The following is a 25,684-nucleotide window of genomic DNA, read 5'->3' on the forward strand; positions in this document are numbered from 1 at the left end:
CTCAGTGTCCCCGCGACTCAGTGCGCCGCGGCGTCCCAGCTGCGGCCGTAACCGACCGAGACCTCGAGCGGCACCGACAATTCGATGACGGAGTCCATCTTGTCGCGCACGAGCGCCTCGACCTGTTCGCGCTCGGCTTCGACCACTTCGAGCACGAGTTCGTCGTGCACCTGCAGCAGCATCCGCGACCGCAGTCCGGCCTCATTCAGCGCCTTCTGCACGTCGATCATCGCGACCTTGATGATGTCGGCGGCCGTGCCCTGGATGGGGGCGTTGAGCGCGGCGCGCTCGGCGATCTCCCGGCGCTGCCGGTTGTCGCTGTTGAGGTCGGGCAGGTACCGGCGGCGGCCGTAGAGGGTGGACGTGTAGCCGACCTTGCGGGCCTCCTCGACCACGTTGTAGAGGTAGTCGCGCACGCCGCCGAAGCGGGTGAAGTAGGCCTCCATCTGCTCGCGGGCCTCGTCGGTGGAGATCTTCAGCTGCTGGGCGAGACCGTAGGCGCTCAACCCGTAAGCGAGACCGTAGGACATCGCCTTGACGCGGCGACGCAGCTCCGGGGTGACCTCCTCGAGCGGCAGCCCGAACGCCCGCGACGCCACGAAGGTGTGCAGGTCCTCGCCCGTACGGAATGCCTCGATGAGCCCCTCGTCGGCCGACAGGTGCGCCATGATGCGCATCTCGATCTGGCTGTAGTCGGCGGTGAGCAGCACGTCGAATCCGTCGCCCACCACGAAACCGTCGCGGATCCGGTGACCGGCCTCGGTCCGCACCGGAATGTTCTGCAGGTTCGGCTCGGTCGACGAGAGCCGGCCCGTCGCCGCGACGGTCTGGTTGAAGGTGGTGTGGATGCGACCGTCGTCGGCGATGGACTTGATGAGTCCGTCGACGGTGGTCTTCATCTTGGTGTGCTCACGGTGCGCGAGCAGGTGTTCGAGGAAGGGATGGCCCGTCTTGTCGAACAGGTTCTGCAAGGCATCCGCGTCGGTGGTGTAGCCGGTCTTGGTCTTCTTCGTCTTCGGCATCTCGAGCTCGTCGAACAGCACCACCTGCAACTGTTTCGGCGAGCCGAGGTTGATCTGCTTGCCGATCACCTCGTAGGCGGCGTTCGCGGCGGCGGCGACCTGGGCCGCGAATTCGGACTGCAGGTCGTGCAGGTGCGCCGAGTCGACGGCGATGCCGGTGGCCTCGAGTTCTGCGAGGACCTCGAGCAGGGGCAGTTCCATCTCGGTGAGCAGGCGCACCGATTCGATCTCGCCGAGTTCGGTGTCGAGGGCCGCGGCGAGGTCGACGACGGCGCGCGCCGCGAGGATCTGCGCCTCGGCCGCTTGCGCGTCGGCGGCGTCCTCGTCGTCGAGCAACGAGAGTTGTTGCGCGCCGGTGTCTTCCACTCGCAGCTCACGCTTGAGGTAGCGCAGCGACAGATCGTCGAGCTTGAACGAGCGCTGGCCGGGCCGCACCAGATAGGCGGCGAGCGCGGTGTCGCTGGTGATGCCGGCGAGCGTCCAGCCGCGTCCGCGCAGCGCGTGGATGGCGAACTTCGCCTCGTGCACGCCCTTCTCCACGGCGGGGTTCGCGAGCCATGCGGCGAGGGCGTTCTCGTCCTCGGGCGTGAGCGCCACCGTGCTCACATAGGCGCCCTCACCGTCGGCCCCGGCGACGGCGATCGCGGTCGCGTCGCCTCCGTAGGGAGTGCCGGTGCCCACCACGGCGAGGCCATGACGTCGACCTGCCGGGGCGTGCTCGGCGAGCCAGTCGCCGAGGGCACCCGGCTCGACGATCCCGCCGCGCACCTCGAAGCCCTCCTCGGCCTCGGGCTCGGCCGACGAGAGCGTCTCGAACAGCCGGTCACGCAGCACCTTGAACTCGAGGTCGTCGAACAGGCGGTGGATGCGGTCGCGGTCCCACGGGGCGAGGGCGAGTTGTTCGGGGGTGTACGGCACGGCCACGTCGCGCACCATCTCGGTGAGCTGGCGGTTGAGCAACACGTTGGACAGGTTCTCGCGCAGCGCGTCGCCGGTCTTGCCGCGCACCTCGTCGACGCGGTCGACGAGTCCGCTCAGGCTTCCGTACTCGCGGATCCATTTCGCGGCGGTCTTCTCGCCTACGCCGGGGATGCCGGGCAGGTTGTCGCTCGGGTCGCCGCGCAGCGCCGCGAAGTCCGGATACTGCTGGGGGGTGAGTCCGTACTTCTCCTCCACCGCGTCGGGGGTGAAGCGCGTCAGGTCGGAGACGCCGCGCCGCGGATACAGCACCGTGATGTCGCCGTTGACGAGTTGGAGCGCGTCGCGGTCGCCGGTCACCACGAGCACCCGGAAGCCCTGGGCGTGCGCCTGCGTCGCGAGCGTGGCGATGATGTCGTCGGCCTCGTAGCCCTCGATCGCCATCACCGGGATCCCCATCGCGCCGAGGACGTCCTTGGTGAGGTCGATCTGCCCCTTGAAGTCGTCGGGTGCGGCGCTGCGCTGGGCCTTGTAGGCGGCGAACAGTTCGGCACGGAAGGTCTTGCGGCTGACGTCGAATGCCGCCGCGACGTGCGTGGGCTGCTCGTCGCGCAGCAGGTTGATGAGCATGGAGGTGAACCCGTAGACCGCGTTCGTGGTCTGCCCGCTGTGGGTCTTGAAGTTCTCGGCGGGCAGCGCGTAGAACGCGCGGAACGCGAGGGAATGGCCGTCGAGGAGCAGCAGGGTCGGGCGGTCGTCGGTGGCCGCGGTGGACGTCGCGGAAGTGGATGCACGGGTCACGCGTGCCAGTCTAGGGACCGAGGACGACAGCGTCGGCCACACCGCCCGACCAGCACCTCTCCGGTATGTGCGAACACTCGTTGTCCGAAGAAGCGAGACCGAAACGTCCGGGTGATCCAATTTTTCCCGTGGACGTGCGATCCAGCCGCTAGAGTCCCCTGTCACGACACCGTAGTCCGGCGTCATCGAGGTTGACGATGATGCCCCGGGCGCAGTGCCGCGCTCGATGACAGCGCACCCACCGGGAGGACCTGCGTGGCCCCTACCTCGGGATGTCGGCGACGACCGACCTCGACCCTCCACCGATCGGTCCGCGCCGCACTCGTCACGCTCGCGAGTGTCCTGTTCGTCCTCGTCGGCTCCGGCCTCTCCTCCGCCCAGGATCCGCCGGACCCACCCTCACCGCCCGCGAACACGGCACCGGCCGCACCCGACGAGGAATCCGCGGAGGGGGTGACCGTCCGCGGAACGCTCAACAATGCCGGCGAACGACTCGACGGTGTCGTCGTCCGTGCGACCACCGAGAGCGGCGAGGTGGTCACCGAGACGGAGTCCGCCGACGGTGGGCGCTGGGAACTCACCGTTCCGCCGGGCACGTACGTCTTCGAGGTCGACACCGAGAGCCTGCCCGACGACGTCACCGTCCAGACCTCGGTGACCCGCGATGTCGCTCCGGGACGGGCGAACACGGTGATTTTCTCGTTCGGGGAGGCGCGTAGCGGTTCGACGGTCGCGTGGGGCGAGACGCTGGTGCGCACGATCGTCGACGGTCTGCGTTTCGGTTTGGTCATCGCGATCGCCGGAGTGGGCCTCAGTCTGATCTTCGGCACGACCGGCCTGACGAACTTCGCCCACGGCGAGCTGGTCACCCTCGGGGCGGTCGCGGCGTGGATCTTCAATGTCACCCTCGGTGTCCAGCTGATACCGGCCACGATCCTGGCGGTGATCGTCGGCGTCATCATCGGCCTGCTCAACAACGCACTCATCTGGGCTCCGCTCCGGCGCCGCCACACGGGCCTGATCGCCCAGCTGGTGGTGTCGATCGGCCTCGCGATCTCGTTGCGCTATCTCATCCTGGCCTTCTACTCCGACCGCACCCAGCCGTTCGACGACTACCAGGCACAGCAGCAACTGGTGTGGGGGCCGATCGCGATCACCCCGGTCAACCTCGCGTGCATCGTGATCAGCCTGGTGGTGCTCGTCGGGGTCGCCCTGCTGCTGCAGCGCACCCGGATCGGCAAGGCGATGCGCGCGGTGGCCGACAACCGCGACCTCGCGGCATCGTCGGGGATCGACGTCGAACACGTCATCCGCTTCGTGTGGGGTCTCGGTGGCGGGCTCGCCGCGCTCGGCGGGGTGCTGTTCGGCCTGTCGGAACTCGGCGGGCGCGTGCAGTGGGAGATGGGCTTCAAGCTGCTCCTGCTGATGTTCGCCGGCATCATCCTCGGCGGCCTCGGCACCGCCTACGGCGCACTGGTCGGCTGCGTCGTGGTGGGACTGCTGGTCCAGTTGTCCACCCTCGTGATCAACCCGGACCTGAAGTACATCGGCGGTCTGCTCGTACTCATCGTCATCCTGGTTATCCGCCCCCAGGGCATCCTCGGCAGTCGGACAAGGATCGGTTGACCCATGGATATCGTGTCGGTACTCCAGGTTTCCTTCGCCCAGCTCATCGGCCCGTCGGCGATCTTCTACGCACTGCTCGCGATCGGCCTGAACCTGCACTACGGCTATGCAGGGCTGCTGAACTTCGGGCAGATCGGTTTCGCCCTCCTGGGCGGTTACGGCGTGGGCATCATGACCGTCACCTACGACCAGCCGTTGTGGGTGGGCATCCTCGTCGGCCTCGCACTGGCAGGTCTGCTCGCGCTCGTCCTCGGCATCCCCACCCTGCGGTTGCGGGCCGACTATCTCGCCATCGCGACGATCGCCGCGGCGGAGATCCTGCGGCTGATGTTCCGCTCGACCGCGTCCGACTCGGTGACCGGATCGACCCGCGGCCTGTGGGGTTTCGCCGACCCGTTCACGTCCCTGAGCCCGTTCGATTCGAGTCGCCAGTACAACCTGCTCGGTATGCGGTTCTACGGCGACGACCTGTGGGCGATGGTCGTCGGCTGGACCCTCGTGCTGTTGCTGTGCGGGCTGGTCTACCTCCTCTCCCACAGTCCGTGGGGGCGGGTCCTCGAGGCGGTGCGTGAGGACGAGGACGCTGCCCGCGCGCTCGGCAAGAACGTCTTCGCCTACAAGATGCAGGCCCTGGTACTCGGCGGCATGATCGGCGGTCTCGGCGGCGTCTTCAACGCCCTGCAGACCAAGTCGATCAACCCCGACTTCTACTCGACCGCGCAGACCTTCTTCGCGTTCGGCGCGCTGATCCTCGGGGGTGCGGGAACGGTCTTCGGACCGGTGCTCGGCGCCATGGTGTTCTGGTTCCTGCTCACCCTCCCGGATGCCTTCCTGCGTCAGGCGATCACCGGACCCGACCCGCTGCTCCCGCTCACCGAACAACAGGTCGGCGCGATGCGGTACGTGCTGCTCGGCGTCCTCATCGCGGTGATGATGGTCTTCCGGCCACAAGGCATCCTGGGAAGCAAGCGGAAGGTGCAACTCGATGCCTGACACGATCCGACCCGACCCGACACCACCGCGCACGGTCCTCGGCGCGGACGAACGCGCCGCGCTGTTCGCCGGCGTCGACCGCGCCCCCGGCGCCGCCAAACCCGACCCGATCCTCGTCGTCGACGATCTGTGCCGCACATTCGGAGGCCTCAAGGCCGTGGACGTGGCCCACCTCGAGATCCAGCGCTCGTGCATCACCGGCCTGATCGGCCCGAACGGCGCCGGCAAGACCACCCTGTTCAATCTCCTCACGGGCTTCGACCGGCCCGACACCGGCACCTGGGCGATGGACGGCGACGCGCTCGGCCGGCTCCATCCCCATCAGGTGGCGCGGCGCGGGATCGTGCGCACCTTCCAGCTCACCAAGGCGCTGTCGAAGATGACGGTCCTCGACAACGTCCGCCTCGGCGCCCGGCACCAGACCGGCGAGCGCATGGCCGGTGCACTGCTGCCGTGGACGTGGCACCGCCAGGAACGCGAGATCACCGCGCGCGCATACGAACTGCTCGACCGTTTCGGTCTGGCCGCGAAGGCCGACGACTTCGCCGGTTCACTGTCCGGCGGTCAACGCAAACTGCTCGAGATGGCCCGTGCGCTGATGACCGAACCGACCGTCGTCATGCTCGACGAGCCGATGGCCGGCGTCAATCCGGCGCTCACGCAGAATCTGCTGGGACACATCAAGACCCTGCGCGACGACGGGACGACCGTGGTATTCGTCGAGCACGACATGGACGTCATCCGCGACATCTCCGACTGGGTCGTGGTGATGGCGCAGGGTTCGGTGATCGCGGAGGCACCGCCGGACGCCCTGTCGTCCGATCCGGCCGTGGTCGACGCCTATCTCGGCAGTCACCACGACCAGGCACTCGAATTCGACGACGAGGGCAATCCCGTGGGCGCGACCGCCGAACTCGCCGACGCCCTCGCGGACGCGGAAGCGCAGACCCTCGAGGCCGGAGGCGACCTGTCCGATCCCGATTCGGCGTCGACCGACGCGACGGCCACGACCCTGGAGAAGCCTTGAGCGACAACATCACTCCTGCACTCACCGGGACGACGCCGGCGGAACGTGCCGCGACCCCGGAGGAACATGCGCGCCTGGCGACCGGAGCTCTCCTGCGCGCCGACGATCTCGTGGCCGGTTACTTCCCCGGGGTCGATATTCTGCGCGGTTGCAACTTCTACCTGCGCGACGGTGAGATCGTGGGCATCATCGGCCCGAACGGAGCCGGCAAGTCGACCCTGCTCAAGGCGTTGTTCGGCCTCATCCCCATCCGCAGCGGCACCGTCACGCTCGGCGGGGACGAGATCACCTCGGCGCCCGCACACATCCTGGTGCGCAAGGGGATCGGCTACGTGCCGCAGACGCAGAACGTGTTTCCCTCACTGACCATCGAGGAGAACCTCGAGATGGGGATCTATCTGCGTCCGAAGGACTTCGAGAAGCAGTTCGAGCGGGTGGCGTCGTTGTTCCCGTTGCTGTCCGAGCGCCGGAAGGTCAAGGCGGGAGCGCTCTCCGGTGGTGAGCGGCAGATGGTCGCGATGGGCCGCGCGCTGATGATGGAGCCGTCGGTGCTGCTCCTCGACGAGCCGTCGGCGGGACTGTCGCCGATGTTCCAGGACGAGGTCTTCATCCGCTGCAAGAAGATCAACGCGGCGGGGGTGTCGATCATCATGGTCGAGCAGAACGCGCGTCGCTGCCTGCAGATCTGCGATCGCGGATACGTTCTCGACCAGGGCCGCAACGCGTACACCGACACCGGCAGCAATCTCATGCACGACCCGAAGGTCGTCGAACTGTATCTCGGCACTCTCGCCGGCAGCCGGGAGAAGCGGAAGGGGTGACCGCCTACCGGCGATCACCCCTTCGCTCACGACCGGCGGGTCACTCACCCACCACGATGTAGTCCTCGGTGGTCAGGGTGTTGTCGGGACCGAACACGAGTCGGCCGTACGAGCCCACGCCGGGTTCGCCCGCGTCCACGAAGGTGAGTTCGCCGGTGGCACCGTCGTAGTCGATGTCCTGATCCGCACGGAGCAGGTCGAGGCACTGCTGGTAGCTGGTGCACTTCTCCCCGTCGCGGGTCACCGAGTTGATGTTCGCGGCGATGTCCACCCCGGCGGTCGACCCTGCCTGTTCCGCGGCCAGCGCCGAGACGATCACGGCGTCGTAGGACTCTCCGGCGTAGTTGAAGTCGATCAGACCCGGATCGACGCCGAGCAGTCGCTGCTGGAACTCCTCGCCGGTGTCGGTCAGCGGCGTGGTGCCGGCCATGCCGTCGAGCAGTCCTTCGGCGACGTTCTCGCCCAGCGCGTTCCCCATGTTGCCGTCGACACCGAAGACCGCCATGCCGTCGGACGGGCCGATACCCACCTCGTGCATGCGAGTGATGATCTTCGCCGACTCCTCGAAGCCGATGAGTGCCACAGCATCCGGTGCGAAGTTGGCCACCTGGTCGACCTCCGCGTTGAACGACTGCGCGTTGGGGTCGTAGATGATCTTCTGGATCTGGTCCTCCGGGATACCGGCGTCGACGAGGTTGGTCACGGTGTTCTCGGCGAGGCCGGTGCCGTACGGATCGTTCAGCGCCAGGATCGACACGCGCTGCGCCCCGTCCTCGGCGATCAGCTGCGCGAGCGCCTGCGCCTGGAGCACGTCGGTCGGGGCGGTGCGGAAGTACAACCCGCGGTCGGCGTAGCAGACGAACTGGTCGGAGGTGTTCGCCGGCGAGAACTGCACCACGCCGGCACTGACGATCTTGTCGATCACCTTGAGCGAGACCGACGACGAGGCGGCGCCGACGATCACCTGGGTGCCGTTGGCGAGATGTCGGTCGACGGTGGTGTTCGCGGTGTCGGTCGTCGTGTCCCCGGAATCGCCCGGGAACAGTTCGACCGGCTGGTCGAGAACACCGCCCGCGGCGTTGATGTCGTCGACGGCGAGCCGGACGGCAGCGACCTCGGGCGGTCCGAGGAAGGCGAGACTGCCGGTCTCGGGGAGAATCGTGCCGATCTTCAGCGGTCCCGTGGCGGGAGTCGCCCCTGCTGTGGCCTGCTGTGGTTCGCAGTCGGTCTCGACGGTCGTCGCGGCCGCCGACCCCTCGTCACCGGCCGACGTACCGGATGCCGAATCGTCGCTGTCCGAACCACACCCGGTGAGGGCGAGCGTCGCAGCACCGAGTACCGCTACGGCGCGGACCAGAGTCCGTCTTGCCATTCAACTCTCCTTCGAACGCCTGACACCGCATCCGGCGGATTCCGGATGTGGTCGAAACATAGCGGTCGGAAGCACCCCGCGAACCCGGCCGAAATCCTTGTGATACGACCGTTATCTGCGGGGCGGAGATTTGATGTGGCGGTAACGCGTCGGGCGCCGTGAGCACTCGAAACCGGTTCGCGCGGCTAGCCGGCGGTGTCGCTTCCGAGGGTCTCGAGGACGACCACCGCGACCTGCTTCATGGTGGTGCGGCGGTCCATCGCGGCGCGCTGGATCCAGCGGAACGCCTCCGGTTCGGTCATCGCATGCTTCTCCATGAGCAGTCCCTTGGCCCGGTCGACGAGCTTGCGGGTCTCGAATCGCTCGTTGAGCCCTTGCACCTCGCGCTCGAGCTCGCGCAGCTCGGCGAAGCGGCTGACGGCCACCTCGATGGCGGGCACGAGATCGCTCTTCGAGAACGGCTTGACGAGATACGCCATGGCGCCTGCGTCGCGGGCGCGTTCGACGAGTTCGCGCTGACTGAAGGCTGTGAGAATGACCACAGGGGCGATGCGCCGCTGTGCGATCTCCGAGGCGGCGTCGATGCCGTCGCGGCGCGGCATCTTGACGTCCATGATCACCAGGTCGGGCCGGAGTTCCTCGGCGAGTTCGACGGCACGCTGTCCGTCGCCGGCCTCACCGACCACCTCGTAGCCCTCCTCGCGCAGCATTTCGACGAGATCGAGCCTGATCAGGGCCTCGTCTTCCGCTACGACGACCCGACGAGGAGTTGGTGTGCTGTCGTGCGGCGCGGAGGTCATGGTCGGGCCTTCCCCTCGGTACTGGCGGTCCCCGGTGCAGGGTGGAACGTAAGAAGGGTACCGGTGCGCGCCCACTTCGCCCGATCCTCTACAGTGGTGTCCGCAACGCCCCCGTATCCCAATTGGCAGAGGAAACGGATTCAAAACCCGTCCAGTGTGAGTTCGAGTCTCACCGGGGGCACCACTTTTCGGTTCGCGCCACACGGCCGGAGCACGCCTTCCGCATCCCGCCGATTCCGGCTCCGCTGTCGTAATGTTCCGGCGTGAGTATCTGGGTTCCCGTCGTCGTTGCACTCGTCACCGGGGTGGTGTCGTGGGCGGCCGCACGTCTGTCGCGCGAGCTGTCCCGTCGAAACCTCCGGACCCGGATCGCAGCCGATCTGGCCATCTACAACGGACTCGGCGACGAGTTCCGGAAGCGCCCCCTGCGGGAGAGCGTCGATGCCCGGTTGTGGCAGCTCGCGGCCCAGTCGATGCCGTTGGCGCCGGGATCGCGTCCGAAGCCCAGGATCCGCCAGATCCTGGCCCTGATCGCAGTGGTGTTCGTCGCCGTCGGAGCGCTCGTGTTCGTGGAACTCGTCCTGGGCATCCGGGAGGGCGACTCGGCGCGGGTGGCGCTCGCACTGCTGGCAGGTGCCCTGGTCGGATTCTCGATTCCCGGCCTGTCCGCCGATCCGGCGGAGTTGCAGGAGCGGCAGCTCATCCGGGCGCTGCGGGAGCGACGGGCCATGGAACAGCTGCAAAACGGGCAGAGCTCCTCCGCAGGTACTCCCCCGGACCTGGCGGAGACCGCGTAGCTACGATTCTCCGGGTGACCGGTTACGACGAGTTCGACATGTTCGGGGGCCTCGACCCCGCGTCCCTGCCGCTGCGCCAGCAGCAGATCCTGGCCGCGATCCGCGACTGGATCGTTGCGCAGGGATCGTCGCCGAGCACCCGGCAGATCGCCGATTCGGTGGGTCTGCGGTCGACGTCGACGGTCTCGAAGCATCTGAAGAGCCTCGCGGACAAGGGTTTCCTCCGCCGCGGCACCGCTGTGGCGCGCCAGCTCGACGTGCGCCCCTTCCTCGGCTCGTCCGGCGGTGAACGCGCATCCGACGACACCGTGACCGTGCCGGTCGTCGGCGACATCGCCGCGGGCGCACCGATTCTCGCCGAGGAGCACACCGACGACCTGCTCACCCTCCCCCGCGGTCTGGTCGGCTCCGGCACGGTCTTCGCGCTTCGCGTGCGAGGCGACTCGATGGTCGACGCGGCGATCTGCGACGGCGACACAGTGGTGGTTCGGCGGCAGCACGAGGCCCACTCCGGTCAGATCGTCGCGGCGATGATCGACGGCGAGGCGACGGTCAAGGTGTACCGGCGCCGAGGCGGCCACGTCTACCTCGAACCCCGGAATTCCGCCTATCCCGTCCTCGACGGCGACGAGGCGGTGGTGCTGGGCACCGTCGTGTCCGTCATGCGCCGCATCTGATCCCTGCCGAGATCAGCCGCAGATCCGATCGGTGACGACCGGCGGTAGTCCGTCGAGGAGATCCTGCGCGAGCGGTCCGAGGAGCGGATCGCCGGCGAGCCAGCCCAGCGGCGGGCAGTCCTGCAGGCGAGGACCGGGTTCCGGTCCGGGCGGAACCCCTTCGGTGAATGCGCCGAGGACGTGCTCGGAGAGCTGCGCCGCCGATCCGTAGGTCGACGCCGCGACGGAGAAGTCGGGGCCGAACGAGGCGGAGGCGTGGAACGAGCGGTCGTCGCTCCAGCCCCATTTCGTGCCGACGACACCGGCGATCAGCGCCGTGCCGTAGTCCTGCGGATATCCGTCGGCGGCGGTGTCGTAGGCCGTGGCCATCGCGGCGAGCACCGGCGAACCGGGGTCGGTGCGCTTCTTCGTCTCGAGATAGGTGACCATGTCGTGCGTCGACGTGGTGCCGACACCCCAGTAGCCGGGCACGTGGGTGTCGGTGAGCCCGAACTCCGCCACGGTCGACGAGATCGCCTGGGGGTATTCCGCGTGCAGGCGGTCCGCGATCGCGTCGTTCGACGACCGGATCATCTCCGTCGCGTCGGCGTGATCCGCAGGATCGACGTAGGTGAAAACGTACTCGGCCGGATACATCTTGACGATCGACACGTCGGCGCGGGACTCGTGCTCGTTCGCAGTGCCGGCGCGCAGACCGGTCGGGGTGTGCGCGAACGAGATCTGGGTACTGCTCGGAGCAGCGATCGCGCCGGTGTCGTCCACGATCGGCACGGGCGCTGCGGAGGCGATGTGACCGCCGAGGGCGGTGAGGGCGGCTACGGCGAGGGCTGTCGCAATCGGGCGGTTACCCCGAAGCGGACGAGCAGTGACGGCCGCGACCTGCACGCGGCCGTTCCTGTCGGTGCCCGCCTCTACAGTTCGGTCGTCCGAGGATCGCTCCGGAACCAGCGACACGAAACGGATCCACCATGTCGATGCCCGCCACTCCGCCCACTCGTCGACCGTGTCGATCGTCTGTCCCGGTGCGCCCCGCTCGCGGACCGGGCTCCCGGGTGATCGCGTGCCGGACGACGATCCCGTTCGGGCGCGACAACGACGGCACGCCCGTCTCGTGGGATCTGTCCGCCGGACGGCACCTGCTGATCCGACGCGACGAGCGCCGCTCGTCGCCCAGCGTGTCGCTCGACCTGATCGCGATGACGACACTGACCGGCGGCACCCACGACCTGGTGGTCATCGATCCGCACCGTCGTCATCGCTGGCTCGGTGGCTCCGCCTCGCTCCCCACGGGGCCGTGTTGCTGGGCCACCACCACCGATCAGATCACCGACGTGGTCGCCGAACTCGATTCGCCGGTCGTCGACCCCCCGCGCGTGTTGCTCGTCGCCGATCTCGCCGCGACGGTCGCGGCGCTCGACGACGAGGGGCGCACCCGGCTCGCCCGGGTAGCCGTGGACGCACGCGAACACCAGTTGCTGCTCGTCGCCACCACCGCCGACACGAATCCCCGCTGGTATCCCGAGGGGCTGATCGACGCGTTCGACGACATCGTCGCGCGGCGGCGCGAGGAGAGTCCGTCCTTCGGCCTTCGCTGATCGCTCGATCGGCCGAGGAAGTTCTCGATACCCCGCAATGCTCGATTGACGCCGAGAAAGACCGATCGAGCTGCCACAATCGTTCTACGAACACCCTCCCGTAGCGACTCGGTGATCGTCACGGTGCGCGGAGGACGGATCGATGAACGTCGGCAAAGTGGTCATGCTGGTCGTCGGTATTCTCCTCGTGCTCCTCGGAGGCGCTGCCGCGGTCGGAGCGCTCATTCTGGGGTGGTTCTTCGTCGTCCAGCGCGCCGACGGTTTCATCACCGGTCCCGAGGGGACCCTCCGGACGCAGACGCACGCGTTGGTCTCCGAACGTCTCGACCTCGTCACCGACGATCAGAGCCCCACGGGTCTGCGCAGTGAGGACATCGGCCGGCTTCTGGTGCAGGCCACCGCACTCGATCCCGCATCGGCGGTGTTCGTCGGGATCGCTCCCGTCGGGGAGGTCGAGGCCTATCTCTCAGGGGTCGCCCACGCCGTCGTGACCGATCTGCGGTTCGAGCCGTTCGAGGTCACCTACCGTGACGTTCCCGGGGGCGACACTCCGGCTGCTCCTTACGCGCAACAGTTCTGGGTCGCATCGGCGGAAGGGACCGGCACCCAGCAAGTGGAATGGGATCTGCGCGACGGCACATGGACCGTGGTGGTGATGAACGCCGACGCATCCGCAGGGATCGGCGTGGACGTGCGCGCCGGGATCCACATCGACCTGCTCGGACCGGCCGTGCTCGCCCTGCTGATCCTCGGTCTGGTTCTTCTCGCCGTCGGTGTCCCTCTGCTGCTCGCCGGCGCGGTCGGACTCGGTCGGCACGGGCCTCCGCCGCCCAGTCCGGTGTCCGCTCCCGCTACCGGCGCCACTCCGGTCACCGCACCTTCGCACCCGGCGGCGGTGCCCTATCCGGTGCATCTGCGCGGCGATCTCGACGAACCGTTGTCGCGGTGGCTGTGGCTGGTGAAATGGCTGCTGGCGATCCCCCATTTCCTCGTGCTGTTCTTCCTGCACATCGCGTTCGTCGTGGCGACCTTCGCGGCCGGGATCGCGATCCTGTTCACCGGTCGTTATCCGCGCGCACTGTTCGACTTCGACGTCGGCGTGCTGCGGTGGACCTGGCGCGTCGCCTTCTACACCTATTCGGCGCTGGGCACCGACAGGTACCCGCCGTTCGGCCTGCACCGCACCGATTACCCGGCCGACTTCGACGTCGAGTATCCGGAACGGCTCTCCCGTGGGCTCGTCCTGATCAAGTGGTGGTTGCTCGCGATCCCCCATTACGTCGTACTGGCCGTGCTGGCCGGAGGATGGCTGGGCGGGTGGACCCTCGGTATCGCGGCCGGCGACGGCAGCGACGGTGCTACCGGGAACGGCATGTGGGCCTTCGGATCGCTGCTGGGCGTGCTGGTGTTGTTCGCCGCGATCGTGCTGCTGTTCACCGGCACCTATCCGCGATCGCTGTTCGACTTCGTCATGGGCATCAACCGGTGGCTGTACCGTGTGTGGGCGTATGCGGCACTGATGCGCGACGAATACCCGCCCTTCCGTCTGGACCAGGGCGCGCGCGAGCCGATCGAGCAGGTCTCCGTCACTCCCCCGGCCGGCCCGACCGGCACCGGTCAGCCCTGATCACGCGGTATATCGATGAGGCCTTCCCGGATCCTCTCCGTCCACGCGTCGACGTCGACCCAGTCCCGGGCATCGCCGTAGTGTCCGCCCATCAGCCGGAAGACGATCCGCCCGATTCCGGCCCAGTCGCCCGAAGCGATGGCACCGGCGAAGAAACGGTGATCACGCACATCGGTGATCGAACGGAGGTTCTGCACCGCCCGAGGTTCCGGCGTGACCCGTCGCAGATATGCCGCCACCCGGGGCGAGAGAATCGTGCTGGTCGCTCCGATCGACGAGACGGAGAACGCCCACACCGGTCGCCCTTCCGATTCGGTGCCCAGCCGATAGATCGCATCGGAAGCCTCGGGGAGCCACTGCCCGTTGTGGATCGCACTTCCGACGATCAGCGCCTCGTACGTTCGTACCGACGCGACATCGCCGAGCGCGCGCAGTTCCACGGCACCGCGGCTTTCCAGTCCCGCAGCGATGCGTTCGGCGATTCCCCGCGTCGACCCTCGAGCGGTCGCGTAGCCGATCAGGACGGACATGGCGGGGCCTTTCGGCAGTGGGTGATTGCGCCGGATGCAGTCTCCAGTGTGAGAAGCGGCGTGCACGGCACGTGAGGGTCTTCGGTCACTTCCTGCGGGCAGGTCGGGACCGTCGACTCTTGTGCGACCGACCGGTCCGAGCGTGTGCTGGCAGGGTCCCGAAACCGCAGGATCCCGGAAAAGCAGGGCCCGAAACGGCCGTGCCCGCAGCTCGGACAGGCACCGAGGTGATCGTGATAACAGCACACCACCCCATCGTCGCCGGAGTGGACGGATCGAGAGCGTCCCTGCAGGCCGTGGTCTGGGCAGCTCGCGAGGCGGAACGGTGCCGGCTCCCGTTGTCGCTGGTCACCATCGTGTCGGTCCGCAACACGTTCGGTGTCCCGATCGGCATGCCCGCCGGATTCTTCGAGTAGGAGGGATCCGAGGGACGCGACATGCTCCTCGATGCCGCCGAATACGCGCGCCGCGCGGTGCCCGAGGATGAGCTCGACATCGAGACCCACCTGTGCACCGATTCTCCGTCGCTCGAACTGGTGGACCGATCGAAGTCGGCGTCGATGGTCGTGGTCGGGGCCGGGGCCGGGGACAACCGGTTCGGCTGGGAGCGATTCGGTTCGGTCAGCCGCGCGGTGGTCACGCGTCCGGTGGTCGTCGGCGTCGACGGTTCGGAGCACAGTGTGCGCGGTGTCCGCCGCGTTCGAGGAGGCCTCGCTGCGCGGCACCGACGTGGTGGCAGCCCACGCGTGGTCCGACCTCGATGTGCGCGGTCCGTTCCGATTCCGGATCGAGTGGGACAGCGTGGAGAACAAAGGAGCGGGCACTGTTGTCCGAGAGTCTCGCCGGGCACGGCGAGGAGTTCCCCGACGTGCGGGTGCACCCGGTGGTGGTGCTGGACCAGCCCTCCCACTATCTGGCATCGCACGCTGCCGATGCGCAGTTGCTCGTTCTCGGCCGTCGTGGTCGAGGCGGGTTCCCGAACCTGATGCTGGGATCCACCACATGGGCGCTGCTGCACACGGTGACCTGGCCCGTGATGGTCGTCCCGTAGTGCGCGGCGCCCCTGACGAAGGACGGTTCCCCGCCGGTCATGCCCCGGCGCGCCGGGCGCGGTCGAGCAGGATGCGTTGTTCCGCTCGCGCCACCGTCCGTCTCGTCTGCGCCGCGGCGTCGGGCGCGACCGACACGGAGGTGATGCCGCGCCGCACGAGATGCTCGGCGAGGTCGGTGCTCGTCGACACGGCCTGACCGCACAACGACGTCGTCAGTCCCGCGGCCGAGGCCCGTTCGATGATGTGGTCGATCGCGTCGAGCACCGCGGGGTCGAGGGTGTCGAACAGGTCCTTGCACACCTCCGAGTCCCGGTCCACGCCGAGCATCAACTGCGTGAGGTCGTTGGTTCCGATGGACACGCCGTGGATGCCGAGCTTCGCGTATTCCGGCAACCAGTAGACGACCGACGGGACCTCGGCCATGATCCAGCGCTGCATGCGCTGGTCGGAACCGAGCGGATGCCGGTCGAGTTGGGCGAGGCAGTCCCGCAGCTCCCAGCGGGTGCGCACGAACGGGATCATCAGATGCACGTTCGGGTGTGTGCGCCGAACCCGGTGCAGCACATCGAGATCCAAGGAGAACAGTTCCGGATCCCGGATGTACCGGAAGCACCCGCGGTAACCGATCATCGGGTTCTCTTCGTGGGGTTCGACCTCCCCACCCTCGAGATCGGCGAATTCGTTGCTGCGCAGGTCGATCGCACGGTATACGACCGGACGCGGGGCGAATGCCGCCGCGATCCGCGCCAGGCCACCCGCCATCTTCTCCACGTACTCGTCGCGGCGTCCCTGCGCGATCATGTGCGAAGGGTGTTCGCCCGCGAGTGCTTCGGTGATCATGAACTCGGCACGGAGCAGACCGACGCCGTCGACATCGGTCGCGGCGACCGACTCCGCGGCATCCGGAGTCGCGAGATTGACGTAGACCGCTGTGGCCGTAACGGTTTCGGCGGCGACGGCCGACGCCGCAGACGCGGATACCGTCGCGACGGGCCGTTCCGCCGTGTGGACTGCGCCGTCGAACACCACACCGGCGTTGCCGTCGACGGTGATCAGTTGCCCGTCCTTCAGATCCTTGGTGGCGGTACGTGCACCGACCACGACGGGCTTGCCGAGTTCGCGTCCGACGATGGCCGCGTGGCAGGTGATACCACCACCGTCGGTGACGATGCCGCCGGCGCGGCGCAGAATCGGCAACCAGTCGGGTCTGGTCATCGGCGCCACGATGATCTCGCCGTCGCTCAGCTTCTTCCCGTCGACCAGTTCGTGGAGCACCCGCACTCGGCCGGTCGCCGTCCCGGGGCCGGCACCGAGACCGGTCAGCAACGGTCGCGCTTCGCCGTTTCCGGACGGGGCGGGCGCCGCCGGTTGATCGAGCGTGGTGATCGGGCGGGTCTGCACGATCCACAATTCGTCGTCCGCGAACGCGAACTCGAGGTCCTGGGGGCGCCCGTAGTGCTCCTCGACTCCGGCGGCCAGGCGCGCGACGCGCACGAGCTGATCGTCGTCGAGCACTCGGGTGCGGCGCGTGGGATCGACGGCGACGCGACTGTCCCCGCTGTCGGTGGAGGTGATGCGGAACTCCTGATGACCGAGACGCACGTCGAGCACCTCGAGGCCGTCCTTCGCGACGACATAGGTGTCGGGTTCGACCTGCCCGCCGACGACGACCTCTCCGAGACCGAGAGCTGCCTCGATGACGATGCGATCGAGTTCGCCCGTGCGCGGGTCGGCCGTGAAGGCCACGCCCGACAATTCGGACTTCACCATCACCTGGACCACCACCGCGATGGACGGCTCGTCGGTCACCCCGCGCAACCCTCGGTAGGTGCGGGCGCGTTCGGACCACAACGAGGCCCAGCACGCCTGCACCGCGCGGATCACCGCGTCCGGACCGATGACGTTCGTGTACGACTCGTGGATCCCGGCGAACGATGTGTCGGAGGCGTCCTCCGCGGGAGCCGACGACCGCACTGCAACCGGCGCGTCGGGACCGAGGCTCTCGTAGGCGGAGACGATCGCCGCGCGCATCCCGGCCGGGACGGTCGAACCCGTCACCAGGGCGGCGAGTTCCGCGGAGGTACGGATGAGGGTGGCGTCGTCGATATCGGGGTCGGGCACGGCCTCGGCGGCCAGTCGGGATCGGATGCCGGCTGCGTCCATCGCGTCGAGATAGGCGGCGGTGGTGACGGCAAACGCCGGCGGTACCGGAAAGCCTGCGCGGGTGAGCTCTCCGAGGTTCGCGGACTTGCCACCGACGGTCGGCGCGTCGGCGGCGCCCACCTCCGCGATCGGTCGGACCCACAGTTCGTGTTCGGTCATCGACGACTCCCCACACTCCCCGCCCGCGTCGACCTTCCGGGCCGGATCGGATACTCGGTCTTCCCATCGTCGCCCCGGCCCGATCGATACCGTAGGGGCAAAGGTCATCATTCCGGGACGGGGACGACCGTGGCCGATCCTCCGCGCACACCTGATCCGCGGGAGCGGAAACGGTTGATCCTGACCGCGATAGCGCGTCCGACGCTCACCGCCTTCGTGCTGGTCAGCGTTTACTTCGTGATTCCGGTCGAGCATGTCCGCAGCACGTCCGAGGTCCTGACCCTCGTCGGTGGTGGCACTGCGGTCCTGATGGTCGGCTGGTGGCAGATCCGCAGGATTCTCGCGTCCGAGTACCCGGCGGTCCAGGCCGTCGAGGCACTCACCACGATCGTGTCCGCCTATCTCGTGGTCTTCGCAACCCTTTACCTCCGCATGTCCGTGGCGCATCCGGACAACTTCACCGAACCACTGTCCCGCGTCGATGCCCTGTACTTCTGTCTGACGGTCTTCTCCACGGTGGGATTCGGGGACATCTCCGCTGTAACCGAGACCGCGCGAGCCGTCGTGTCGGTGCAGATGATCGCAAATCTGATCTTCCTGGCTCTCGGGATCCGATTGCTCACGGCCGCCGTGCAGTGGCGTCGTCGCAATCGCGGGGACGAGGAGTGACCGATCACGGGATCGACCTACGCGATTCGGCGTCCGGGTATTCCCCAACCGCTGCGCGGGGTGATCCTTGAAAGGACTCGACGTCCACTGGCAGATGTCGGAGGTCCGAGATGCTGAATGGGAACCGTCGTCGACAGCGTCATGTTGACCGCGAAAGCGCCTCGGAGTTCGCAAATCGGACAACAATTCTCACTTCGGCGGGAAATCGGGCGTCCGGACTTGGCGATATGGCCCGGTATCGCGTAGTAGTTGTGTCGCGTCATAAACTTGTGATGGGGGTCATGGTTTGACGCACATGTCGGCGGGGCAGCAGGGGGCCTCGCCACGAACTGCCCGGCGATCCGGGTGGAGGAAATGTGCCGATGCGTCCACCCATGTCGCCCACCGATTCGATGTTTCTCCTCGGGGAGTCCCGTGATCATCCGATGCATGTGGGCGGACTGATCCTTCTCCGGCCTCGTGAAGGCACGACCGCCGCGGATCTGGGAGCACTGTTCACCGCCGCCGCGGAGGACGGCGAGGTCGCTCCGCTGTGGCGTAAGCGCGCGGTCCGCTCCCTGGGCACCTTCGGCCAGTGGGCCTGAGAGGAAGACGGGAACTTCGACCTCCCCCACCACGTGCGACGCAATGCGTTGCCACAGCCCGGCGGGCTCGACGAACTGTGGGATCTCGTTTCTCGGCTGCACAGCACGCTGCTCGACCGGAGCCGACCCTTGTGGCAGATGCACATCATCGAGGGTCTGGCGGACGGGCGCCTGGCCGTCTACACCAAGATCCATCACGCCCTCGCCGACGGCGTGGGCGCGATGAAGTTGCTGCGCCGCGCCCTGAGTCCGGACTCCGAGCAGACCGGCATGCCGGCACCGTGGGCGCCCTTCGACGCGCCGAGCCGCTCCCACTCGTCCGGGACCGCGCTAGATCTTCCCGAAGCCGCCATGCAGGCGGTGCGGACGGCGACGTCCGAGGTCACCGGCTTCGTGCCCGCGCTGGCCGGCACCGTGAACAGGGCGCTGCGCGGCGGTGGCGGATCGCTGTCGCTCGCCGCGCCGAACACCATGATCAACGTGCCGATCTCCGGGACGCGCCGGTTTGACGCGCGCTCGTGGCCGCTGACCCGCCTGCGCGCTGTGTCGAGAGCGGCCGACGCGACCGTCAACGATGTCGTGCTGGCCATGTCGTCGGGAGCACTGCGCGCCTTCCTGAGCGAGCAGGGGGCGTTGCCCCACAAGTCGCTCGTGGCCATGGTCCCGGTGTGCCTGCGACCCGACAAAGATTGCGCCGGAAACGAACTCGGTGTCCTGATGGCTGATATGGGTACGGATCTCGCCGATCCGGCCGACCGGCTGGCCAGGGTGTCGGCATCGACGACGCAGGGCAAGGCCTCCATGCAGGGGATGTCCTCCCTGTCCCGGTTGGCGGCCAGTGCACTCGGCGTCGCGCCTCTGGCGGTGGGGATCCTCACCCGCAATCGTGCACTCCCGCGACCGCCCTTCAACGTCATCGTCTCGAACGTGCCGGGAGCTCCGGATCCGTTGTACTGGAAGGGCGCTCGCGTGGATGCGGTGTATCCACTGTCCGTGCCGGTCGACGGTCAGGCACTGAACATCACGTGCACGAGCACCGACGACGCGATCGCTTTCGGCCTGACCTCGTGCAGTCGCAGCCTGCCGCAGCTGCAGCCTCTGCTCGACCACTTCGATACCGCCCTCGGAGAGCTGGAGGACGCGTTCGACATCGTGCCGGTCGCCGACGAGACATCCGTCCGTGCGGGCTGACACCACGGAATAACGGCAGCACGCCGGTGCCCGAGTCGGACATCTGCCCCAGGAATCGCCGTCCCCGTGTGAGAAGGCGCTCTGCCGGAGCACTATCGACCGATAGCGGTGTATGGCCGGGACGCACCGACGCCCCGCACCGGAACTCGCGGCCCACTCCTCGCGGAGAGTAGGTCCGAATGCAGCAACTGACGCCGTTCTACGAGAAGGTCCAGACCCACTACGACCTGTCCGACGACTTCTTCGAACTGTTTCTCGACCCCACGCGCACGTACAGTTGCGCCTACTTCGAATGCGACGACATGAGCCTCGAGGAAGCTCAGATCGCAAAAGTCGATCTTGCTCTCCGTAAGTGCGATCTCCGGCCCGGGATGACGCTGCTGGATATCGGTTGCGGTTGGGGCTCGACGATGATGCGGGCGGCGGAGCGATACGACGTGCACGTCATCGGTCCGACGTTGAGCCGCAACCAGTACGAACACGTGTCCGGTCTGCTCTCGGGCATGGCCTCCGGAGGCCGTACCGCGGAAGTGCGTCTACAAGGCTGGGAAGAGTTCGACGAGTCGGTGGTCCGCATCGTCAGCATCGGAGCGTTCGAGCATTTCCGTCGACAGCGGTACGACACTTTCTTCGACCGCGCCTCTCGCATCCTGCCAGACGACGGCAGGATGCTGCTGCACACCATCGTGGGCCATTCCCGCGCCCAGTTCGAGGCGATGAAGGTGCCGGTTACCCGCGAGGACGCACTGTTCCTGCGGTTCATCATGAGGGAAATTTTCCCCGGAGGACAGCTCCCCGACCGGGATCTGGTCATCACCGGCGCACAACGCAACAGCTTCTGGGTGCAGAACATCGAGTCTCTGCAACCTCATTATGCTCGCACGCTCGACCTGTGGGCGCGAGCCCTCGAGGCGCGGCGCAACGACGCGGTGCGGATGGCCTCCGAGGAGGTCTACCAGCGATACATCAGGTACCTCACCGGGTGCGCCGCGAATTTCCGACGTCGCCTCATCGACGTCCAGCAGTTCACCCTCGTGAAGCAGCAGCACCGCTGAGGCTCGGTCCCGAGGGACCGGCGGCACAACGAAACCGGTGAGCCTGCACGCCGATCCGCTGCCCGGGTGGACAACGGATCAGCGAGGGGCAGATCAGTGCGAGCCGCGGCGCTTCTGCTGCAGCTTGGCGAGCATCTCCTTGGCCTTGCGCTGATTCTCGGGCTTGGCCGCTTCGCGTCGGGCGACCTGGATCGCCTTGACCACGGCGGCGCTCTTCATAGCCTTGCCGAACATTCCCATCGAGCACTCCTCCGCAGTGGCGTCACAACCTGTACCTCCACGATACGGATCCGCGGAAGGAACCACCCGTGCGCGTGATTCAGTTCGCCGCGTCGGCGATGCGACTGTTCGGCAGCCTCCAGTCCGGCCGCGGGAAGTGGCAGGTGTACCCGTTCGGGTAGTGCTGAAGATAGTCCTGGTGCTCGGGTTCGGCCTCCCAGAAGGTGCTCGCGGGAGTCACCTCGGTGACCACCGTGCCGGGCCACAGACCCGACGCCTCGACGTCGGCGATGGTGTCCACCGCGACCTGCTTCTGCTCGTCGTCGAGGTAGAAGATCGCAGAACGGTAGGACGCCCCGACGTCGTTGCCCTGCCGGTTCAGGGTGGTCGGATCGTGGATCTGGAAGAAGAACTCGAGCAGCGCCCGGTAGTCGGTCCGTGCGGGGTCGTAGACGATCTCGACGGACTCCGCGTGCCCCGGATGGTTGCGGTAGGTAGGGTGATCGTTCTGCCCACCGGTGTAGCCGACCCGCGTCGACACCACCCCGGGCTGTCTCCGGATCAGCTCCTCCATACCCCAGAAGCATCCGCCTGCCAGAATCGCGTTGCGTGTATCGGTCATTACGCCTCCTCGGGAGGTGGAACCGATACGACGGTCGCGACATTCCCTGCCCGCGCCCGCTCGTGGTCAGAGGACGAACACCGCCGCCCGTTCGGCGAGGTCGAGGACGGGTTGCGGCAGGATGCCGAGCAGCACCGTCGCCACCGCCGCGAACGCGATCGCCGCGCTCGTCGCCACGGTCGAGGTCGCGAGCCGCGGGGCGTCGTCGGTCGGGTCGGTGAAGAACATCAGCACGATCACCCGCACGTAGAAGTAGGCGGCGACCGCACTGACCAGCACACCGACGATCACGAGCGGAGCCGCACCGCCCTCGATCGCCGCACCGAAGACCGCGAACTTCGCGATGAACCCGCTGGTGAGCGGAATGCCCGCCAGCGACAGCAGGAACAGCGCGAACGCCCCGCCGAGCAACGGTGAGCGCCGCCCGACACCGGCCCAGCGCGACAGCTCCCACGTCTCGCCTTCCGGGTCGCGCACCAGCGTCACCACGGCGAACACACCGACCGTCCCGATCCCGTAGACGAGCAGATAGAACAGCGTCGACGACACCCCGGACGCGGTGCCGGCCACGACACCGGTGAGCACGAATCCGGTATGGCTGATCGCCGAGTACGCGAGCATGCGCTTGATGTCGTTCTGCGTCACCGCCAGAACCGCGCCGACGACCATCGTCGCGATCGCGACGGCCCACAGAATCGGCCGCCACTGGTCGGCGGAACCGGGAACCGCGACGTAGAGCACACGCAGCAGTGCACCGAAGGCGGCGATCTTCGTCGCGGCGGCCATGAACGCCGTCACGGGGGTCGGTGCCCCCTGGTAGACGTCCGGAGTCCACGAATGGAAGGGCACCGCCCCGATCTTGAAGAGCAACCCGACGGCCAGCAGACCCACCCCGACGAGCGCGGTGGTCTCGCTGCCCGCACCGGTGTCCATCGCCAGGGCGATCCCACCGAGGTGGACGGTCCCGGCGTAGCCGTAGAGCATCGCCACCCCGTACAGGAAGAACGCCGACGAGAACGCGCCCAGCAGGAAGTACTTCAGTGCTGCTTCCTGGGAGAGCAACCGCCGGCGCCGCGCCAGACCGCACAGCAGGTACAGCGGCAGCGACAGCACCTCGAGCGCGACGAACATCGTCAGCAAGTCGTTCGAGGCCGGGAACACGAGCATCCCGCCCACCGCGAACAGCAGGAGCGGGAAGACCTCGGTCCGTGCGCCGCCCGCCGCGAGCGCCTGCCGTTCGGCCGCGGTACCCGGAATCGCCGACGCCTGGGGCGCGAATGCGTCGAGATGCGCACCGGCCGCGGCGCGGGAAACTGATTGCGCGCGAACCTGTTCGATACTCCGTTCCGCGACGAGCGCAACCGACAACACCGCCACGATCAGGACCGATCCCTGCAGGAACAGCGCCGGTCCGTCGATCACGACCGCCCCCGACAGGGTGGTCGCACGGGTTCCCGCGAGCATCACCACGGCGACGAACGCCGCCACGAGCGCACCCGTCGTCAGGAGCACGTGGGCGAGGTAGCGTGCCGAGGTCGGCGCGAACGACTCGATCAGCACACCGACGACGGCGGCGGCGAAGACGATGAGGATCGGTGCGATCAGTCCGTAGTCGATCGCCGGGGCGGGAATTGATGCGGCTAGAACGACGATGCCCTCGGAGGGGTTCATTCGGCTTCACCTTCCTCGGAACCGTTCGCGGGAACACCACTCTCGGCGACGGGTCGCTCGGCGGGCACCACCGGTTCGGGCCGGGAGATGTCGATCGAGACGAGCGTGTCGTCGACCGCCGGGGTGATGACATCGAGCGCGGGTTTCGGATAGATCCCCAGAACGAGCAGCAACGCGATCAGCGGCGCGACCACCGCGACCTCACGAGGCACGAGATCGGAGAGCCTGCGGGCGTGTTCGGCACCGCCGTTCCCGTCGTCACCGTCGTCCCCACCGGGCAGGCGCACGGGTCCGCCCATCATGCGCTGGTAGAGCCACAGCACGTAGAGCGCGGACAGCACGAGCGCGAGTGTCGCGATCACCGCAGCCACCTGGTAGCGCGGATAGGTGCCGACGAAGACGAGGAACTCGCTGACGAACGGCGCGAGCCCGGGCAGGGACAGGGTCGCCAGTCCGGCGACGAGGAAGGTTCCGGCGAGGACCGGAGCGACCTTCTGCACCCCGCCATAGGCGGCGATGGTGCGGTCTCCGCGCCGCGAGACGAGGAAACCGGCAATGAGGAACAGTGCGGCCGTGGAGATCCCGTGGTTGACCATGTACAGCGTCGAGCCGGCCTGCCCCTGCGAGGTCAGCGCGAAGATGCCGAGGACGATGAACCCGAAGTGCGAGATGGAGGTGTAGGCGATCAGGCGCATCACGTCGGTCTGACCGATCGCGAGCACCGCGCCGTAGACGATGCCGATGACGGCGAGAGTCACCACGACCGGCGCGAAGGTCACCGAGGCGTCGGGGAAGAGCTGCAGGCAGTAGCGCAGCATGCCGAAGGTGCCGACTTTGTCGACCACTGCCATCATGAGCACCGCCGCGACCGGCGTGGTCCGCACCGCCGCGTCGGGTAGCCACCCGTGCAGCGGCCACAGTGGAGCCTTCACCGCGAAGGCGACGAGGAAACCGAAACACAGTGCGGCGAGCACGGCGGGGGTTGCGTCGAGATCACCGGCGACGGCGGCGGCGGTGACGGTCCGGACGTCGAAGGTGCCCACTCCCGCGGTCTCCCCCAGCCCGGATCGGGCGGTGACCACGTACAGGCCGATCAACGCGGCGAGCATCACCAGTCCGCCGAGCAGGTTGTACAGCAGGAACTTCACGGCGGCTCGTGCCCGGTCGGCACGCGGTGTCCCCGGCGACCCGAACCCGCCTATGAGGAAGTACATCGGGACGAGCATCGCCTCGAAGAAGACGTAGAACAGCAGGATGTCGAGGGCGGTGAACGACACGAGCACCATCGACTCGACGAGCAGGATCAGCGCCACATAGGTGTGCGCGGAGCGTGGGCGGGCCGCGCCGGCGTCCTCGTCGGCGGCGCGGTGATCGTGCCATCCGGCGGCCAGGAGCAACGGCACGAGCGCGGCGGTCAACAGGACCAGCACCAGGGCGATGCCGTCGACGCCGAGCCGGTAGCCGGCGCCGAACGAGGGGATCCAGTCGTGCGATTCGACGAACTGGAAACGCTCTCCCGCGCGGTCGAATCCGACGGCAACGATCACCGCGACCACCAGAACGGCGATCGACACCGTCAGGGCGATCGACCGGGTGGCGGAACCGAGGCGTGCGGGCAGGGCCGCGATCGCGGCGGCGCCGAGCAGCGGGAGCACCCACAGGATCGTCAACCAGGGAACGGTGGTCACCAGTA

22 protein-coding genes, 1 tRNA gene and 1 pseudogene are annotated in these 25,684 nt (G+C 67.7%); 14 read left to right on the forward strand and 10 right to left on the reverse strand.

What is annotated here, in order from left to right; all coding sequences use genetic code 11:
• Positions 1-17: 17 nt before the first annotated feature.
• Positions 18-2,741 (reverse strand): DNA polymerase I, encoded by a 2,724-nt coding sequence (gene polA / locus K3M35_RS06260; RefSeq protein ID WP_220666162.1) that lies wholly within the window; start codon positions 2,739-2,741, stop codon positions 18-20.
• A 255-nt stretch (positions 2,742-2,996) separates the two neighbouring features.
• On the opposite strand from polA, the gene K3M35_RS06265 reads away from it, so the two are divergent.
• Genes K3M35_RS06265 through K3M35_RS06280 form a run of 4 tightly spaced genes read left to right on the forward strand, consistent with a single transcriptional unit; the run spans position 2,997 to position 7,208 of the window.
• Complete coding sequence (locus K3M35_RS06265) at positions 2,997-4,367, forward strand: branched-chain amino acid ABC transporter permease (protein ID WP_200358135.1); 1,371 nt, start codon at positions 2,997-2,999, stop codon at positions 4,365-4,367.
• Positions 4,368-4,370: 3 nt separating this feature from the next.
• A complete protein-coding gene (locus K3M35_RS06270) occupies positions 4,371-5,360 on the forward strand; it encodes a branched-chain amino acid ABC transporter permease (protein ID WP_220666163.1) in 990 nt (329 codons plus the stop codon).
• Positions 5,353-6,387, forward strand: coding sequence for an ABC transporter ATP-binding protein (locus tag K3M35_RS06275; RefSeq protein ID WP_138843449.1), 1,035 nt, complete (start codon positions 5,353-5,355; stop codon positions 6,385-6,387). Before K3M35_RS06270 ends, K3M35_RS06275 begins: the two co-directional genes overlap by 8 nt.
• Positions 6,384-7,208, forward strand: coding sequence for an ABC transporter ATP-binding protein (locus tag K3M35_RS06280; protein ID WP_006554016.1), 825 nt, complete (start codon positions 6,384-6,386; stop codon positions 7,206-7,208). Before K3M35_RS06275 ends, K3M35_RS06280 begins: the two co-directional genes overlap by 4 nt.
• Positions 7,209-7,248: 40 nt before the next feature.
• On the opposite strand, the gene K3M35_RS06285 is transcribed toward K3M35_RS06280, so the two are convergent.
• Both K3M35_RS06285 and K3M35_RS06290 read right to left on the reverse strand, forming a co-directional pair.
• A complete protein-coding gene (locus K3M35_RS06285; protein ID WP_019289674.1) occupies positions 7,249-8,580 on the reverse strand; it encodes an ABC transporter substrate-binding protein in 1,332 nt (443 codons plus the stop codon).
• A 185-nt stretch (positions 8,581-8,765) separates the two neighbouring features.
• Positions 8,766-9,380, reverse strand: coding sequence for an ANTAR domain-containing response regulator (locus K3M35_RS06290; RefSeq protein ID WP_064060151.1), 615 nt, complete (start codon positions 9,378-9,380; stop codon positions 8,766-8,768).
• Between the two features lie 107 nt (positions 9,381-9,487).
• Here K3M35_RS06290 and K3M35_RS06295 point away from each other — a divergent pair.
• The 3 genes from K3M35_RS06295 (at position 9,488) to lexA (ending at position 10,854) form a co-directional block, all read left to right on the forward strand.
• Positions 9,488-9,564 (forward strand) — tRNA-Leu (locus K3M35_RS06295).
• Between the two features lie 79 nt (positions 9,565-9,643).
• Positions 9,644-10,177: a hypothetical protein gene (locus tag K3M35_RS06300; RefSeq protein ID WP_064060150.1), complete on the forward strand. Its 534-nt coding sequence runs from the start codon at positions 9,644-9,646 to the stop codon at positions 10,175-10,177.
• 14 nt (positions 10,178-10,191) lie between these two features.
• Positions 10,192-10,854 carry a transcriptional repressor LexA gene (gene lexA / locus K3M35_RS06305; protein ID WP_064060149.1) on the forward strand — a complete coding sequence of 221 codons (663 nt, stop codon included), beginning with the start codon at positions 10,192-10,194 and terminating at the stop codon, positions 10,852-10,854.
• A 12-nt stretch (positions 10,855-10,866) separates the two neighbouring features.
• Here the strand turns inward: lexA and K3M35_RS06310 are convergent, their stop codons facing one another.
• On the reverse strand, positions 10,867-11,739 hold the full coding sequence (locus K3M35_RS06310; RefSeq protein ID WP_220666164.1) for a hypothetical protein: 873 nt from the start codon (positions 11,737-11,739) through the stop codon (positions 10,867-10,869).
• A gap of 137 nt (positions 11,740-11,876) precedes the next feature.
• Here K3M35_RS06310 and K3M35_RS06315 point away from each other — a divergent pair, with 137 nt between their 5' ends.
• Together K3M35_RS06315 and K3M35_RS06320 are read left to right on the forward strand one after the other, a co-directional pair.
• The gene (locus K3M35_RS06315) at positions 11,877-12,449 is read left to right on the forward strand and encodes a hypothetical protein (protein ID WP_006554022.1); all 573 of its coding nucleotides are present in this window, start codon (positions 11,877-11,879) and stop codon (positions 12,447-12,449) included.
• Between the two features lie 142 nt (positions 12,450-12,591).
• Positions 12,592-14,076, forward strand: a complete 1,485-nt coding sequence (locus K3M35_RS06320; RefSeq protein WP_220666165.1) for a DUF4389 domain-containing protein — start codon at positions 12,592-12,594, stop codon at positions 14,074-14,076.
• Here K3M35_RS06320 and K3M35_RS06325 read toward each other — a convergent pair.
• On the reverse strand, positions 14,067-14,606 hold the full coding sequence (locus K3M35_RS06325) for a flavodoxin domain-containing protein (protein WP_006554024.1): 540 nt from the start codon (positions 14,604-14,606) through the stop codon (positions 14,067-14,069). The two genes, K3M35_RS06320 and K3M35_RS06325, sit on opposite strands and share 10 nt — an antisense overlap.
• 233 nt (positions 14,607-14,839) lie before the next feature.
• Between K3M35_RS06325 and K3M35_RS26615 the strand changes: the two genes are divergently transcribed.
• The gene (locus tag K3M35_RS26615) at positions 14,840-15,022 is read left to right on the forward strand and encodes a universal stress protein (RefSeq protein WP_308257062.1); all 183 of its coding nucleotides are present in this window, start codon (positions 14,840-14,842) and stop codon (positions 15,020-15,022) included.
• Positions 15,023-15,432: 410 nt separating this feature from the next.
• Entirely contained in the window at positions 15,433-15,657 is a 225-nt protein-coding gene (locus K3M35_RS26620) for a universal stress protein (protein WP_307718225.1), read from the forward strand.
• A 37-nt stretch (positions 15,658-15,694) separates the two neighbouring features.
• Here K3M35_RS26620 and ppsA read toward each other — a convergent pair whose 3' ends face one another.
• Positions 15,695-17,980, reverse strand: coding sequence for a phosphoenolpyruvate synthase (gene ppsA / locus K3M35_RS06335; protein WP_064062001.1), 2,286 nt, complete (start codon positions 17,978-17,980; stop codon positions 15,695-15,697).
• 129 nt (positions 17,981-18,109) lie between these two features.
• Here ppsA and K3M35_RS06340 point away from each other — a divergent pair, with 129 nt between their 5' ends.
• The 3 genes and pseudogenes from K3M35_RS06340 to K3M35_RS06350 all read left to right on the forward strand — a co-directional run bounded on the left by K3M35_RS06340 (position 18,110) and on the right by K3M35_RS06350 (position 21,479).
• On the forward strand, positions 18,110-18,649 hold the full coding sequence (locus tag K3M35_RS06340; RefSeq protein WP_006554027.1) for a potassium channel family protein: 540 nt from the start codon (positions 18,110-18,112) through the stop codon (positions 18,647-18,649).
• Positions 18,650-19,023: 374 nt separating this feature from the next.
• Positions 19,024-20,424, forward strand: a pseudogene (locus K3M35_RS06345) (wax ester/triacylglycerol synthase family O-acyltransferase).
• Positions 20,425-20,603: 179 nt separating this feature from the next.
• A complete protein-coding gene (locus tag K3M35_RS06350) occupies positions 20,604-21,479 on the forward strand; it encodes a cyclopropane mycolic acid synthase family methyltransferase (RefSeq protein WP_064062000.1) in 876 nt (291 codons plus the stop codon).
• Positions 21,480-21,572: 93 nt separating this feature from the next.
• On the opposite strand, the gene K3M35_RS06355 is transcribed toward K3M35_RS06350, so the two are convergent.
• The 4 genes from K3M35_RS06355 to K3M35_RS06370 form a co-directional block, all read right to left on the reverse strand.
• Entirely contained in the window at positions 21,573-21,713 is a 141-nt protein-coding gene (locus K3M35_RS06355; protein ID WP_162273084.1) for a hypothetical protein, read from the reverse strand.
• An 85-nt stretch (positions 21,714-21,798) separates the two neighbouring features.
• The gene (gene msrA / locus K3M35_RS06360) at positions 21,799-22,320 is read right to left on the reverse strand and encodes a peptide-methionine (S)-S-oxide reductase MsrA (protein ID WP_006554031.1); all 522 of its coding nucleotides are present in this window, start codon (positions 22,318-22,320) and stop codon (positions 21,799-21,801) included.
• 66 nt (positions 22,321-22,386) lie between these two features.
• Positions 22,387-23,991: an NADH-quinone oxidoreductase subunit NuoN gene (nuoN, locus tag K3M35_RS06365; protein WP_220666166.1), complete on the reverse strand. Its 1,605-nt coding sequence runs from the start codon at positions 23,989-23,991 to the stop codon at positions 22,387-22,389.
• Positions 23,988-25,679 carry an NADH-quinone oxidoreductase subunit M gene (locus K3M35_RS06370; RefSeq protein WP_064061998.1) on the reverse strand — a complete coding sequence of 564 codons (1,692 nt, stop codon included), beginning with the start codon at positions 25,677-25,679 and terminating at the stop codon, positions 23,988-23,990. The genes nuoN and K3M35_RS06370 overlap by 4 nt, the downstream gene beginning before the upstream one ends.
• Positions 25,680-25,684 lie beyond the last annotated feature (5 nt).

The sequence above is a fragment of the Rhodococcus sp. DMU2021 genome (assembly GCF_019641445.1).
Lineage (GTDB): Bacteria > Actinomycetota > Actinomycetes > Mycobacteriales > Mycobacteriaceae > Rhodococcus > Rhodococcus pyridinivorans.